This window comes from Methanospirillum lacunae (assembly GCF_003173355.1).
In the GTDB taxonomy this organism is placed as follows: domain Archaea; phylum Halobacteriota; class Methanomicrobia; order Methanomicrobiales; family Methanospirillaceae; genus Methanospirillum; species Methanospirillum lacunae.
The window spans coordinates 155407-170785 of the sequence record NZ_QGMY01000002.1 but is presented as its reverse complement, the minus strand read 5'-3'; the positions used below and the strand labels follow the sequence as shown (position 1 = coordinate 170785).

Annotated in this window: 16 protein-coding genes; 11 read left to right on the top strand and 5 right to left on the bottom strand. The window is 44.4% G+C overall.

The features are described from left to right. Window positions 1–5: 5 nt before the first annotated feature. A complete protein-coding gene (locus DK846_RS01100) occupies window positions 6–434 on the bottom strand; it encodes a universal stress protein (protein WP_109967076.1) in 429 nt (142 codons plus the stop codon). Further along, window positions 427–1506, bottom strand: coding sequence for an amidohydrolase family protein (locus DK846_RS01095; RefSeq protein ID WP_109967075.1), 1080 nt, complete (start codon window positions 1504–1506; stop codon window positions 427–429). The genes DK846_RS01100 and DK846_RS01095 overlap by 8 nt, the downstream gene beginning before the upstream one ends. Before the next feature lie 52 nt (window positions 1507–1558). Between DK846_RS01095 and DK846_RS01090 the strand changes: the two genes are divergently transcribed. Beyond that, window positions 1559–1720: a preprotein translocase subunit Sec61beta gene (locus tag DK846_RS01090; protein ID WP_109967074.1), complete on the top strand. Its 162-nt coding sequence runs from the start codon at window positions 1559–1561 to the stop codon at window positions 1718–1720. Here the strand turns inward: DK846_RS01090 and DK846_RS01085 are convergent. Further along, window positions 1717–2469, bottom strand: coding sequence for a coenzyme F420-0:L-glutamate ligase (locus DK846_RS01085; protein ID WP_109967073.1), 753 nt, complete (start codon window positions 2467–2469; stop codon window positions 1717–1719). The two genes, DK846_RS01090 and DK846_RS01085, sit on opposite strands and share 4 nt — an antisense overlap. Before the next feature lie 180 nt (window positions 2470–2649). Here DK846_RS01085 and DK846_RS01080 point away from each other — a divergent pair, with 180 nt between their 5' ends. The 4 genes from DK846_RS01080 (at window position 2650) to DK846_RS01065 (ending at window position 5249) form a co-directional block, all read left to right on the top strand. Further along, window positions 2650–2886, top strand: coding sequence for a hypothetical protein (locus DK846_RS01080; protein ID WP_146201090.1), 237 nt, complete (start codon window positions 2650–2652; stop codon window positions 2884–2886). Between the two features lie 23 nt (window positions 2887–2909). Then, a complete protein-coding gene (locus tag DK846_RS01075) occupies window positions 2910–3653 on the top strand; it encodes an endonuclease III domain-containing protein (protein WP_109967071.1) in 744 nt (247 codons plus the stop codon). Beyond that, entirely contained in the window at window positions 3643–4581 is a 939-nt protein-coding gene (locus tag DK846_RS01070; protein ID WP_109967070.1) for a DUF7544 domain-containing protein, read from the top strand. The genes DK846_RS01075 and DK846_RS01070 overlap by 11 nt, the downstream gene beginning before the upstream one ends. Before the next feature lie 119 nt (window positions 4582–4700). After that, window positions 4701–5249: a hypothetical protein gene (locus tag DK846_RS01065; RefSeq protein WP_109967069.1), complete on the top strand. Its 549-nt coding sequence runs from the start codon at window positions 4701–4703 to the stop codon at window positions 5247–5249. A 98-nt stretch (window positions 5250–5347) separates the two neighbouring features. Here the strand turns inward: DK846_RS01065 and DK846_RS01060 are convergent, their stop codons facing one another. Together DK846_RS01060 and DK846_RS01055 are read right to left on the bottom strand one after the other, a co-directional pair. After that, window positions 5348–6604, bottom strand: coding sequence for a uroporphyrinogen decarboxylase family protein (locus DK846_RS01060; protein ID WP_109967068.1), 1257 nt, complete (start codon window positions 6602–6604; stop codon window positions 5348–5350). A 6-nt stretch (window positions 6605–6610) separates the two neighbouring features. Further along, window positions 6611–7246 carry a cobalamin B12-binding domain-containing protein gene (locus DK846_RS01055; RefSeq protein WP_109967067.1) on the bottom strand — a complete coding sequence of 212 codons (636 nt, stop codon included), beginning with the start codon at window positions 7244–7246 and terminating at the stop codon, window positions 6611–6613. 534 nt (window positions 7247–7780) lie between these two features. Between DK846_RS01055 and DK846_RS01050 the strand changes: the two genes are divergently transcribed. The 6 genes from DK846_RS01050 to ruvB all read left to right on the top strand — a co-directional run bounded on the left by DK846_RS01050 (window position 7781) and on the right by ruvB (window position 15328). After that, window positions 7781–8653: a tetrahydromethanopterin S-methyltransferase subunit H family protein gene (locus tag DK846_RS01050; RefSeq protein ID WP_109967066.1), complete on the top strand. Its 873-nt coding sequence runs from the start codon at window positions 7781–7783 to the stop codon at window positions 8651–8653. Window positions 8654–8664: 11 nt separating this feature from the next. Next, window positions 8665–10506, top strand: coding sequence for an ASKHA domain-containing protein (locus tag DK846_RS01045; RefSeq protein WP_109967065.1), 1842 nt, complete (start codon window positions 8665–8667; stop codon window positions 10504–10506). Between the two features lie 475 nt (window positions 10507–10981). After that, window positions 10982–13159, top strand: coding sequence for a polyphosphate kinase 1 (gene ppk1, locus DK846_RS01040; RefSeq protein WP_109967064.1), 2178 nt, complete (start codon window positions 10982–10984; stop codon window positions 13157–13159). Then, window positions 13160–13699, top strand: a complete 540-nt coding sequence (gene ruvC, locus DK846_RS01035; protein ID WP_245926421.1) for a crossover junction endodeoxyribonuclease RuvC — start codon at window positions 13160–13162, stop codon at window positions 13697–13699. It begins immediately after the preceding gene. Then, window positions 13696–14304, top strand: a complete 609-nt coding sequence (ruvA, locus tag DK846_RS01030) for a Holliday junction branch migration protein RuvA (RefSeq protein WP_109967063.1) — start codon at window positions 13696–13698, stop codon at window positions 14302–14304. The genes ruvC and ruvA overlap by 4 nt, the downstream gene beginning before the upstream one ends. After that, entirely contained in the window at window positions 14297–15328 is a 1032-nt protein-coding gene (ruvB, locus tag DK846_RS01025; protein WP_109967062.1) for a Holliday junction branch migration DNA helicase RuvB, read from the top strand. The genes ruvA and ruvB overlap by 8 nt, the downstream gene beginning before the upstream one ends. Window positions 15329–15379 lie beyond the last annotated feature (51 nt).

Sequence of the window (15379 nt, the reverse complement as noted above, 5' to 3'; positions counted from 1 at the left end):
CGTTGTTATGATCTCACCACCAGAACTGAGACAGAACTGTGTTCTACCACAAATGAACTAACACTTCCAAGAAGGAGACGATCCACGTTACTCTTTCCGTGTGACCCCATTACAATCAGATCTGCATTCAGCTTCTGACCTGTTGAAATAATCGTATCTCCTGCATGGCCCTGTTCAAAGTGGGTCTGTACATCAATATTCTTCTTCTTCGCAATCTCTTTAACCCGGTCCAGGGCTCCGGAACCCTCCTGCTCAAGCAGGCTGTACATCACTTCGAGTTTACTGTCTGCCGGGATATCGGTAAACAGGCCGGTCTCGACGACGTAGACCGCATGCAGGTTTGCTTTCCAGGCACGAGCCTGCTCAACGGCAGCTTCGAACGCTTGTTCACTTACTGCAGATCCGTCAATCGCAACAAGAATCGTTTTATACATGTGGTCCCCCTCCTAAAGGCTGTTCAATTAATTTCGATTCTATATAAAAAACTCTTGCGCAGATTCGGTCAGCAGGAGACCGTTTTACAATGCTTGCAACAGGATCGTGGGAGAATTGCAAATTAGAATCTGAAATATCAAAAATATTGAAATTTACTGGATTTCCTTCCTTAATTGAGTGATTTATTCCCGCAGCATCAAAACCAGTTGTGGCAGAATCAAGGAGGTCTACAGGGGGGATTTGATAGATCGTATGTGCAAATGAAATCTCATGCATAATGTCTGGTTGAACAAACATGGCATTATCCGTGCCGATAAGGATGCGAACACCCTGCTTAATCATCTCACGTACCGGAGGGTGATCTGCTGAACCGGTTACTTTGAGGAGAAAGTTAGACCGCGGGCAGATAACTATAGGTATTCCGGCATCAGCAATTGCTCTTATCTGAGAGGGTGCCGCATGGGTACAATGTACCAGAAGGTCAGGTTCACATGCAAGGGCAGCATCGATATCACTACCATCTTTTTCACCGGCATGAAAGGCTACCAGTTTTCCGTCTCGTCTCATCCGGGTGACTATTTCTGCATACGAATTGATATCCCGGGCACTACTGATACCTGCACCATCGCTGATTCTTTCGCCACCTTCCCGACCAAGGATAACCGGCCGGCATGGGAGATCTTTGCATGCCTCCCGGAGGAATGACACTCCTGCCACACCTCCTTCCCTGAAATCAACAAATCCTGCAGTACCACATCGAACCATGGATCTGACAGAACTTTTCATTCCATTAGTTAGAAGATCCGGAGGAGTTTCTACCAGAATCCTGTGTTTAAGACCACTCGGAGGGGTAACAAGAGACTCAAGATCACCTGAACAGGGAAGATCCATTGCAACTGTGTCACCAAGATGAGTATGTGCGTTAAAGAATGCCGGACAGATCCATCGGTTTGGGACATGCTTCTCATCCTCTATCTTATCGATTATACCGTTCCTGACAACAATGGTAACAGGACGTGGAGCAAGTGGCTCACCAAGGATTGCCATTCCACTATAGAACTTCTCATCCATCAATGAAGACCTCTGAACCTCCTTTTAAATAATCAGTCGTCGAATTATACGTATGGCAAAGAAAGCGGGTGGAAGACTTATATCTTCTGCCGGTCTCGTCAATTATTATGACAGTGAAGACCGGCGGGCAGTCCATATCAGCCCCTATGTAGTGCTTGGTGTTGCAGTTGGTGTTGCAGTTATCATCTTCGCTGCTAACCTGATCAAATTCTAACACTTTTCTTTTTGGAGTGAACGTCTGATGATGTCCTCCTGCTTTGTGAAGTACATTTCATCGTGGCCAGACCACGCAGGGCAGCCCCTGAATAGTACAACAGGAACTCCATTATTACTCTCACCCATCACAAAGTTAGAGAATCCGGCTATCTCATCGATCACTGCTTCTTCTGTGATCTCAAGTACTTTTCCAAAGAGATCACAATCACCTCTAAAATCTCTAATTGCAGTCATACCGCTCCATCCAATTGCATGGCCGGTCTGCCCACGCCTGAATGCACGACCACAGGTATCTGTCAGGATAACCCTACAGGAAACTCCTGATATTTCACGAATTCTTTCAGCTATCCGTGAAGCTTCGCCCATCGGATCAGGTGGGAGATAGACAGCATAGCCATGTTCAACATTACTTGCATCAACCCCTGACCTGACCCCTACATGCCCACAGGGAAGAGATGTCAACGTGAAAGGAGTCTCGATAATAATATCAACGGCCTGATCGAGAACGACCTGGAGAAATCTTGGATCTTCACCGGTAACTGATGCAATAGAGCATGCCTGTTCTCCCGGAATGACGTCTTCAAGTAGCCGGGAGTACCCGTTTGCTTTGGAGACAATCGTGGTGGCTATACAAAGTATGTCACCATCTAAAAGCCTGACAGTGTTGCAGATCAATGCTGCAATATCGTCCCCTTTTTGTATGAGAGGTAATCCTTTAAGGCCGGTTACAGAAATTGAAGAATCCATAAATATGCCTGTTCTTAGGGGATGCAACAGTAATCTCATATATCAATTTTGTTTATGTCTTTCAGAGGTGGGGTATGATTCCTATACTCATTCTCTGAAGTACCCGGAAGATTCATCAGGAACTGAAGATCTAAGGTTCAAACCATGTTTCTGGTGATCAGGTGCGGGGGTTGCTCACATATGATGACTGCGCCCGATTACCGGCATCATATGCTCTGCCCGGTGTGTGGCGTGACCACTGCTCTAGAAGGGACCAGAGTGTATGTTACCTGCCGCGAACGGGCAGTTGCAGAGAATATTGCTGAACAACTGGTCAGAATTTTTGCGAGGCGACATGGAAAGGACCTCACCGAAGAGGAACTACACATGCTGCGCCAAAGGTTTGCAGCATGGGAGAGGCAATCAGGCTGGTTTTGAGAATCCTTTTAACCGGTGCTTAAATGGAAACTAAAGCAGAACATTCACGGGAAGTTACCGGAGAGGATCTTTGTGTATATTACCAAACTCTTCGTTCTTCGTTTGGCGAGCGTGGATGGTGGCCTGCAGAAGGGTGGTTTGAGACCATAGTTGGTGCTGTACTTGCTCAAAATGTCTCATGGAATGGTGCATCACAGGCAGTTCAGGCACTAAAAGATGAAGGACTTCTAAATCCCAAACAAATTCTCTCGAGTCCTCAGGAAATCATCGCCGCCCATATCAAATCTTCACGATATTATAATCAGAAAGCAGAACGACTGCAGATATTTGCCAGGTTCTTTTTAGATCAGTATAATGGGGACATCGACCGGATGAACAGGGAGGATACTAATACCCTCCGCAGACTCCTTCTTGACCTCAAGGGATTCGGCCCTGAAACCGTTGACTCTATCCTGCTTTATGCCTGTAACAAACCGATCTTTGTTGTCGACGCGTACACCCGGAGGATAGGTTCAAGGATCGGATGGTTTACTAGAGATGAATCGTATCAGCAGATGCAGGACTATTTTACCTCAAGACTAAAACCAGATTCTGCCCTGTTCAATGATTTTCACGCCCAGATCGTATACCTGGGAAATTCTATCTGTAAAACCAGGCCACAATGTAATTCCTGCCCACTCCGGGATATGGATGATCGGCTCCGATGCAGGTATATCATCACTGATGACCATAATATCCAAAAGGGCAGAAGAAAAAATGGGACCTGATATAGCAACTGTCATCGATGAGGCATTAACCAGGACCTGGAATCTGCTTTGGCCTCTACGCCCTGGAGTCTGGATACGGCTTGCGATAATTGCACTCTTTCTTGGTGGAGTTGTAATTAATCCATTTAAAACTGACACAGGATTATCAAAAATTACAGATATTTCCAGCCCGGCTGCAGTCTCTGGTTATATGGATATCCTTATCACACTCGCTGCCGGGATAATTGTGACAGGAGCCATATATGTGATGATCAGTTCGATACTTCAGTTTATCTTTGTGGACTGTTTATCATCAGGTAATATCCAGCTCACCAGAACAATGCGGTTGCGGTGGGGAAAAGGGATCAGGCTCGTCGGATTTTATCTGGTTTTACTTCTGGTTATTCTAATAACCATGATCTTTTTAATGATCCAAATTCTTATTCCAGGCATGCAGGGAGGGTACTTTGATCTTATACGATTCTTGATCCTGCTGATAGAGACCTTGCTTATATCGCTCATTGTGCTCATCCCTGTGTGGATTATTGCCATTCTTACTGGTGACTTCGTCGTTCCTGTGATGATTGTCGATGATTCAGGCATTATTTCCGGATGGAACAAGACCATCAGACTCTTTTCAGGGCGATGGAGGGAGGCGGGAATCTACACAGGCCTTAAAATCCTACTCATCTTTGTTACCGGGATAATTCTTGGAATTGTCATCTTCCTGATTAGTATCCCTCTCGGCCTCATCAATATGGCGATTTCTATTGGTTCCGGGCTCACCCCAGACCAAGGCAATTCAGAAATCATTATGTTTGGAGCCGGTACCGGGGTAATGATTCTCATTTCCCTTTTTCTTCTGGTCCCAGTGATCACCTTCTTTAGATACTATTCTCTGGCAGTCCTTCGTGATCTTGACCCAGACTACAACCTTCTTCCTGAATGAATTCAAATTTTCTTGAATGAAACCCCAGAATGTGGCAAACACCACAAAATCTTCATATGGTGGCTACCAACGTGTGAACAGCGACCTGCAGGTTCTTCAGGTCAAAAAGGTGTAATATCATGGATACCCGCCCAATACTCATAACACTCCTTATGCTTGGTGTCTTCATTGCTGTATTGATTGGAAGTACATCTGCCGATGGGAACACATCACCATCAGGTATGAACCTCTCTTTGAATTCAACCAATAATACCATCAACGGTACTGTGAACGTCAGTTCCAATCTGGAAACAAATTTGAGCAGATCCGTCGACTCCAATGAGACCATGGAGAAAACAGAGGCAGATTCGACAGGTTCAACACAAAATATTCAGGGAAACATCCAGGGGATGTACAGCGGCACTGAAAACCCGAACGAACCAACTGATGTTCAGAGTTCCACGCCTTCAGGAGATCCGCTCCTAAACCAGTATGCACTTGGAGGAGTGAGCATTGATATTGGTGCACACCTCATGGAAGCCAGAGGCAATGACACCAATGTATCGGCAGAGATCTCGCTGAAAGACCACACCAGTGCAAACGGATATATCAAAACTATCCAGAAAGATTTCCATTACGAAAGTAAAGTAGATACTCCAGAAAATGCGGATACATGGCCTAACCTTTAATTCACTATGTATTCTGTACAAAATAATTGAATTGAGCAGGTAACCAGTCAAAACAGATTTGTTTGCGGTTGTATTAAACCACAAACAGAATATGCGTATCAGTACTCCCCGTATTTTTTTACCGCCTGGATTAATGCCTGAACATTTTCAGGTCTTGCATCTCCTGAAATTCCACCATCAACTCCCGGATAAATCATCATCCCTCCGGATTTACAATCACCAAGCATGGATTTCATATAATCATCGATCTTTTGTGGATTGCTTCCAATAAGGAGGGAATTCGGTGGACCTGATACCAGAATTATTTGGTCATCAAGAACTTCTCTGACCTTTCGGGGATCTGTTTTATCAAAGACACCAACAACTTTGCCTTTTGGAAGTTCAAGCAGAGTCTCAAGATGAGCATCGTGGCGACCTTCAAAGAGGATGTATGGTGTCTGTCCCATTTTAATAACTTCCAGAAGGACTGCTTTCAAGGATGGCCAATAGAACTCATCGTACATCTTCGGGTTAAGGTACTCGTTGAGATGTAATGGGAAGAAACATTCAACAATATTTGTTCCAAGGGCCTTTTTTACTTCAGGTGGGACATTCCCGGTAAGTTTTGCAGATTCTGTGAGCAGTGGTACAAGTGCATCGGCTGATTTTTTTACATAATCAGGCTTGCGGTACATGTCAAGCACGATATTTTTTATATCACGCAGAAAGTCGCTCATCACATCGAGAGGTGCATAACTCCATGCAGTTGGGAAGGTGGGAATACCCATCTTCCCAAGTTCTCCGATAAGCGCTCCCTGTGCAGCCCCGGCCTTCCCGATCTCAGCTCCAAATTTAAGCATCGCAGCGTTAGCTTCAGGTGAACCGGGATCGCGAAGAGCTGAACAAGTCCGGGGTAATGCAACGCGATTAAGAAAATCTGCAGGATCCGCAATAAACTGATCATATTCATCCTGTTTCATGATCTCTTTGCCAAGAAACTGGGGATGGGCATTATCATCGAGCTCTGAACCAGGCCATTTGGTATAGGCATCATTCAAAATAGCATGATAGGTAGCAAGCATGAAACGGGCACCGGATGCAAGTTCTGGGGCATTTTTCATGAAGGTCAGTGACATGTTGGTGCCTTCAAGCCCGTTCAATATCAGGAGAGAATCAAAATCAAAATCTTTTGCCGTTTTTATCGCAGCATCATGGTTCTTGGTATAATCAAAGTATATATCCTTTGCAGTATACCCTGCATACCGGGCATGGAAAAGAGACATCATCGCGGTGATTGGAACCCGGTCCGGTTCTTTACCGTAAATGACGTTTTCCAACCGACTCAGTTTTTCATGGTAAATTTGAGTACCATCCATTGCCAGTCACACTCCTGCCAGTTCTTTGATCTTCCTTACACCAACCGCTGCATCATCAGCCCATGCATCAGCCGTGGTATATTCCCGAGCCTCCTCATCACATCTTCCACCACCAATGACAATCTTAACCTGATCTCTGAGCCCGGCTGCCTTGATTGCTTCAATAGTAGTTTTCATCGATTCAATAGCCTCGGTTAAAAGCCCACTCAAACTCACGACCTTCGGATGATGTTCCCTGATAGCTTTTACAAATTCTTCAGGTGGTTGATCTACACCAATGTCCACTACATCAAAGCCTTCGGCTTCAAGGAGGGCAGCAACAATATTTTTTCCGATGTCATGCACATCCCCCTGCACAGTTCCGACTACGATCAAACCTTTACTGGCAATTTTATGTTCTCCAAAGAGAGGCTTTAATATCACCATAATCTGGGAGAGAATTTCGCCTGCCATCATCAGATCTGAAACAAAATACCTGCCTTCCTCGAATCTTTTGCCTACAATGTCAGTTGATTTTCGAACATCTTCGAGGATATTCATAGGATTTTCCTTTGCAGCGATTCGCTGATTAAGGAGGTCTATACATGTTGTTTCATCAAGATCAACAAGGGCATTGATAAAATCTTCATTTAAATTAGTCATTATTCACTTCTCCTACTGGGATACACGACGTACGAAGGTTTACTATCTCTCATTCTTTTCAGGAACATTACCATAATTTACAACCTGTTATTCTCCGTCTTTATAAAAGAACTCTAAAAATAATGCAATCTCTTGTAATTCATCTATCTGCCTCCAGAGATTTTATTAGTACGTCAACAGACAGGCGTAACGTTTAATCTATAACTAATTAATTAGGTAATAAACATATGGCCCATACATACCCATTAAGCCATCTATCACAAAACTATTTTCTCAGGTCCGGTGTGTTACTGTGTTATTCAAGAGGAATGACAAATGCCTCCACAATAGGTTGCATTATACTCACCACATAGGTAAGATATTTGATTATCGGTGTCAGAGGCTGCTATTTTACAATCTTTGAACTGTGATGTACATCACGTATACACAAGGTATTCATCCTCTCTCCAGCACTATCTGTATGAGATATTGTTGTAGAAATCAACACGGGATTTAACCACGTGGAATTAAAAAGCAACAGGTAATGTGAATCCAATGTTTTTATTTCAAGCCGAACAGAAAAAATACGAAATTGCCGGAGTTAAAATTGGAGGGCAACCAGGAGAGGTACCGACTACTCTGGTTGGAAGCATATTTTATTCCCGTCATAAAATTGTTCATGACGAAAGGGCAGGGATTTTTGATAAGGAAGCTGCTGATGCGTTAATTAAAAAACAGGCAGAACTTGGTGATAAAACCGGAAATCCAGCACTCCTTGATATCGTGGGTTCAACACCTGAAGCAATCAAAAAATATATCGACTTTGTGGCAGCAGCAAGTGAAAAGCCATTTCTTATCGATTCTCCAAGTGCAGATGTAAAAATCGCTGCTGTTGAATACGTAAAAGAAGCCGGTCTGCAAGACCGGATGATATACAACTCCGTATCGATTGAGACGAAAGATGCTGAATTGGATGCACTTAAAAAGAATGGAACACAAGCGGTAATTCTACTTGCATATACGAAAAAAATAACGAGTTCAACAGAGCGGGTGGCCGTGGTTGAACGATTTGCACCACAACTCGCTAATTTAGGAGTCTCAAAGATTTTTGTTGATACTTTTGTTATGGATGTTCCAAGCCTCACTCCATCAGGAAAAGCAGCAATCGAAATAAAAAACAGGTTTGGCCTTCCCTGTGGCTCAGCAGCACATAATGCAATATCAACCTGGTCAGGTGTGAAGAATTTATTTGGGAAAGATGCAGTGAAATCTGCTGACATTGTTGCAAACCTCATGCCAGTAATTCTTGGTTCAGATTTCCTCCTCTATGGACCAGTAGAAGATAGTGCCTACGTTTTTCCAGCGGTTTATACGATAGACACCTCATATAGGTATGCCTACCGGATGAAGGAATACATCACATTGTAATCAGCCCAGATATGACAGGTAAAGTTACCATTACCTTTGAACCAGAAGGGAAAATGATCACAGATTCCCCTCGATCAGTTCTAGAAATATCCCAAAACGCCGGTATCACATTAAGAAGTGATTGTGGTGGGATTGGAGTATGTGGGAAATGCCGGATTCAAATCGCAAAAAAATACGGATCTATTTCACCACCAACAGATAAAGAACTGAAATTTCTGACAGCAGAAGAAATAGCACAAAATATCAGGCTTGCATGCCAGGTAAAAATTCTGTCAGGGACTGCCACGATTTATATACCGAAGGAAAGCCGAAACGAGGCACGTGAAATATCTGGCACCGCATTAGAAGGTAGAATCAGCCTTTCACCAGTTATACAAAAAGTTCAATGTCAACTCCCCCGGCCATCTCTAGAAGACACATTACCGGATCTTGAACGACTCACAATTGGAGTCGGGAGAATTTTCAACCAGATTCCATTATCGATCCTAACAAATCTGCCGGCAATCCTCCGAGCTGCTGAATGGAATATTACGGCCGTCTTCTGCAATAATGATCTCATTGCCCTTGAGTCCGGAAACACAACAACAGAAATGTATGGAGTTGCCATCGATATTGGCTCCTCCAAGATCATCTGTCATCTTGTAGATCTCTTAAATGGGGTTACAATCGCAGAAGAACATGCAGAAAACCCGCAGATAATGTATGGAGAAGATGTAGTTTCACGGATTACCTTTGCAGCAAAAAACCCGAAAAATCTTAAAAAAATCCAATCCCTTGTAATCGATACAATTAATGCGCTAATCATAAAGATGTCAGAAAAAGCGGGGATTGAAAAGGATAAAATCTATGAGATTGTCTTTGACGGAAATACAGTAATGCACCATCTCTTTCTGGGAATTAATCCTAAATTCATAGGTGTCTCTCCTTTTCTCCCGGGATTAAAATCTCAGGTCAGTTTTCCATCACGTGATCTTGGTCTTGAAATTCTTCCTGAAGGCAAAGTCACCTCACTTCCACTTATTGCTGGTTATGTTGGATCAGATGCAGTGGCTGATCTCATGCTTACCAGAATATATGAAAAATCTGAATATAGTCTTCTGATAGATATCGGGACTAACTCAGAGATAATGGTAGGAAACTCGGAAAAAATCCTCGTATGTTCTGCTCCCTCTGGACCTTCATTTGAAGGTGCTCATATAAGTGCCGGGATGAAAGCTGTTGGAGGAGCAATTGAGACTATCTCAATAGAGGATGGAAAACTCAACTACACAACCATTGGTAACCGAAAACCCAAAGGGATATGCGGTAGCGGAATTATTGATCTTGTTGCTGAATTGTTTTCTGCTGGAATCATTACAAAGAATGGAAAATTTACTGACCTTTCTCATCCCAGGATAATAAAAAGAGTAGTTCCTGAATTTCTGGTAGTTCCAAAAGAAGAGACAGATACAGATCGGGATATAACGATCACAGAAAAGGATATTAATGAATTTTTGCTCGCAAAAGGATCTCTCCGGGCAGGATGGACAATCCTGTTAGAAAAATTTGGTATCTCCCAATCAGAAATCTCCAGAATATGGCTGGCTGGTTCTTTTGGAACTCATATCAATATTGAAAATGCGATGAGCCTTGAACTTATCCCACAAGTTGACCCTGATCTGGTAGTCCTTGCAGGTGAGACTGCAGTAGGGGGATCAAAAATCGCCTTACTATCGGGTTCAGAGCGAGAATCAATTAAAAAAATCCTCATGAAGGTCAAATATGTAGAATTATCAGTGGAAAAATCGTTCAATAGAGAGTACTTACGGTCTATCCCGATATATCATGCAATCAGTTCAAATTCCATTTTATAAATGAGAATCCCAACCCGATTGGTAAACCGTTAGGAAAATATATAATTTGTTTTTAAACTCCATTTTTAAACATATTCATGAGTAGTCCAGGTGATTGCCAACATAAAACCTTAAGATTATTTTTAATATATGTACAGTAATTCTGAAAACTCATTTCCACAATAATCAAAATGTGATAAGCGTGCCTGACAGAGGCAACTATCCATGATCATTGCACATTCTAAACAAGAGCGGTTGAATCCAAAAAAAATTATCCGAAATGAGGTAGTGAAAATTTTCGTAATTTAGTTATTCAAAGGAATCAACGACATATTGCCCATATAGTGCGAATGTAATTATCAAAAAAAAACGTGAAGATTTTTTTAAAATTAGTCTCAATTCATTTCGTTTCTACTTTTTGGATATCAGGAAAAGTTAGGCATCATCCTCATTTTATCGCAAGAATTATCACCATTTGCTCTCTTATATCCTGATAATGAATCGGGATGAGCCTCTTTTAGCTGAAGGAAAGAGCCTGGACAATGATAGTATCCTGCAAGATCCATCATACTACATCAACAGGGAGCTCTCCTGGCTCCAGTTCAACAGGCATGTGCTTGACGAGGCAAAAGACAAAAGTCATCCCCTGCTTGAACGGGTCAAATTCCTTGCTATCTTCTCAAATAATTTAGATGAATTCTTCATGATCAGGGTTTCAGGTCTACATCGCCAGCTTGACGAGGGTGTCCTTAAGGCCCCTCCTGACGGGCTTACACCGGCTCGAATTCTTGATAAGATTTATGAAGACCTTTTCCCCCTGCTTGAAGAACAGGTGACTGTCTGGCATGATGAAATCATACCAGAACTCAGAGAGCATGGAATTGTCATCCATACATACGAGACACTTGACGAACAGCAGAAACGTGAACTCAGAACATACTTCATCAAGGAGATATTCCCGGTTCTCACCCCCCTTGCATTTGATAAATCGCACCCATTTCCATTTATCTCAAACCTCGCACTCAATCTTGCAATCATTGTCAGGGAACGGGGGGGGGAGGAGGATCTCTTTGCCAGGATCAAAATTCCAAACAAACTCTTCCCACGACTTTTAAAGATCCCTGGTACTGATAATGGACCGAGGGCCCCGGGAGGAATAGAACTCATCTTCCTGGAAGACGTGATATCTTCAAATCTTGACCTTCTCTTTCCGGGTCTTGAAGTAAGGGCATCATACCCATTCAGGGTTACCCGTGATGCTGATATAGAGATAGAGGAGGATGAAGCCGACGATCTCCTGACTGCTGTTGAGGAATCAGTTGGAAGACGGTGGGTAGGTGTTCCTTCCAGAATTGAGGTCTCATCCTGGATGGACCAGACGGTCTGTGGTATGATGGGGGAGAAACTCGTTAAGCACCCGCATATGTTCTACAGGATCGCCGGCCCTATCGGGATGGCTGATCTTATGTGTATGCTTGACCTTGACCGGCCGGATCTAAAAGATGCCCCGTTTGTCCCAAGTATCCCGAAAGCCCTGGAAAATGAGAAGGCAATATTTAACGTCATTCGATCCCGGGATATAATGCTCTTTCACCCATACGAAAGCTTTCAGCCAGTAGTCAACTTTCTCAATCAGGCAGCAAAGGATCCAGATGTACTCGCCATAAAGATGACCCTGTACAGGACAGGGACCCGTTCTCCGATAGTGAGGGCTCTTTTAGATGCCAGGGAGATGGGAAAAGCTGTCTCTGTAGTTGTAGAACTTAAAGCCCGGTTTGACGAGGAGAACAACATCGGTTGGGCCAAAGCTCTGGAACATGCAGGTGTCCATGTTGTATTCGGGATTATGGGCCTGAAAGTTCACTCAAAACTTTGTCTGGTGGTCAGACGTGAACGGGACGGGATTGTAAGGTATGTCCATATGGGAACTGGCAACTACAACGCATCTACTGCCAGAATTTATACCGATATTGGCCTTTTCACCGCGAACCCGGAGATAGGATCTGATGTTTCAAACCTCTTCAACAGTCTGACCGGGTATTCGAGATACATGGCATACAATCACCTGCTGGTATCACCTAAGTACATTAGGCGTGGAATCATCTCACTCATCGAGCGCGAGATCAAGAGACAACAGGAATACCGTGATGGTCGCATTGTTCTGAAACTCAATGCCATCCAGGACGAGGAGATGATTCAAGCACTCTACCGTGCTTCTATGGCAGGCGTAAAAATCGAACTACAAGTCAGAGGTATCTGTTGCCTGCGGCCTGGCATTAAAGGAATATCAGACAACATTTCTGTAAGCACAATAGTAGGAAGGTTCCTTGAACATTCACGTATCTATTATTTCCATAATGGGGGGGATGAGATCGTTCTTCTTGGCAGTTCTGATCTCATGCCCAGGAACTTAAACCGCAGGGTTGAGGTTTTGTACCCAGTTCTTGATTCAGGGATAAAAAAGGAGATTATTTCTGAGATCTTACCAATCCACATGCGTGACACTGCAAAAGCCCGTGTTTTGGGATCTGACGGGATCTATCATCCCAGAAAATCAACAAACGGGGATGAGCTGATCAATGCACAGGAATGGTTCTTAAAGCACAGGGGGATTTGGAACCAACAGGCGGCAGATGAGCCTGAGGAGACAGGTATTGAACGCAATGGAATCTAGATGCTGGATAAAACCTTCAGGCAGCACGAAACAAATGAACAGAGTGAAAATCATATGGTGACTGTCCTGGGTATCGATCCCGGGTATGCAACAGTGGGATATGGAATTATATCTGATGATAGGCGGACACCTGGTGCTGATGAATGGGGATGTGTTAAGACCAGTAAATCAGATGGAGAACCACCAAAACGACTTGGACTCATCTACAAAGGAATAACCAACCTGATCGAACGGTATAACCCTGAAAGTATGGCGATTGAACGCCTCTTTTTTGCCAGGAATACAACCAGTGCCCTTCAGGTGAGTGAAGCACGGGGAGTTATCCTCCTTGCTGCAGTGCATCACGAAATTCCGGTAACCGAGTATACGCCGAACCAGGTGAAAGTCGCAATAACCGGATCAGGATCCGCTGATAAAAAACAAATGCAGGAGATGATCACAAGACTGCTTCGACTTCCTGAGATTCCACGACCTGACGATGCTGCAGATGGTCTGTCACTTGCACTCTGCCATATCAACTGTTCCCGGGGTCGTCGATGATAGCACGGCTCAGGGGACCCGTTGTTGATGTAGGCGATGATTACATTATCATTGAGGCAGCAGGGGTCGGGTATCGCGTACGGGTTCCCGAGACTTCAGTTGCAGCATTGAGAGGATCAAAGGAAGCGGTGATTCATACCGAGATGGTGGTCAGGCAGGATGCAATTCTGCTATACGGATTCCAGACCACTGCAGAATTAAAAGTGTTCAGGATGCTGACATCAGTCTCCCGGGTAGGTCCCCAACTTGCAACCGCTATCCTTTCAAGACTCAGGCCAGACCAGGTTGCAGGGGCAGTTCTGGCTGGAGATTCACGACTGTTAGCAACTGTTCCCGGGGTAGGAAAAACAGGAGCTGAACGGATTGTGCTTGAACTTAAAAAGAAAGCAGCAGTTCTTGCAGCAGATCTGGGAACTTTTGGACAGGAAGGAGGGAACAATGCACAGGCAGATGCAGTGCTAGGGCTTATGGCACTTGGATATGGTCAGGGTGAGGCTGCGGCTGCCGTTGGAAAAATTGATCCATCCACTCATGATGGAACTCCAGCAGGAATAATCAGGGAAGCTCTTAGGATCCTGAAAGACAAGGGAGAGAAGAATGAGTGAACCGGTCCTCGAACCTACAGTAAAGGAAGAAGACAGGGAAGAAAGATCGGTTCGCCCTTCTCTCCTATCAGAATTCATCGGACAACATCAGATAAAAGAGACCCTTTCTATCGCCATGGAGTCAGCCAGGCTTCGAAGCGAACCTCTGGATCATGTACTCTTCTCCGGGCCACCCGGCCTTGGAAAAACTACCCTTTCACATATTATTGCCAGGGAGATGGGATCAGCCATTGAGACCACAACAGGACCAGTGATTGAGAGACCTGGGGATCTTGCTGCGATGCTCACCCCCCTAAAGCAGAAGGATCTCCTCTTCATCGATGAAATACACCGACTCACTCCGATTGTTGAAGAGATCCTTTACCCTGCGATGGAGGACTATGCCATCGATGTTATGATCGGGGAAGGGCCATCTGCCCGCTCAATACGGCTCCCTCTTGAGAGGTTTACTCTCGTGGGGGCTACAACCCGGATAGGATTATTGAGTTCTCCTTTCAGGGACAGGTTTGGACTCATCCTAAGACTGGATCTCTATGAACCATCAGATCTTGCTACCATTGTAACCAGAAGTGCCTCAATCCTGAAGATCCCAATAACACCAGAAGGGGCTGATGAAATTGCAAAACGAAGCCGTGGAACTCCAAGGATAGCAAACCGTCTGCTTCGACGAGTCTATGATTATGCCATTGTCCGGGGAGACGGATCAGTGGATGGTCCAATTGCTGATCTGGCTCTTACATCGCTGGGAATAGACCGGCTTGGACTTGATGACCTGGACCGGAGGATCCTTCAGGTAATTGCAGGGGATTTTAACGGCGGTCCGGTGGGACTCAAGACAATCGCTATCTCAATCGGGGAAGAGACCCGGACGATCGAGGACGTGTATGAACCATTCCTTATCAGAATCGGGTTTTTGAAACGAACGCCACAGGGCAGGGAGACGACACAGGCTGCCATCAGTCATCTTACCGGATCTGGTCTTTCAGGAAGACCGAACTCATCACTTGACGATTATATCGTGTGACATACCCTGCTTTTCGCAGGCAGGTTACCAGAAGACTTACTGGTCTGTGTA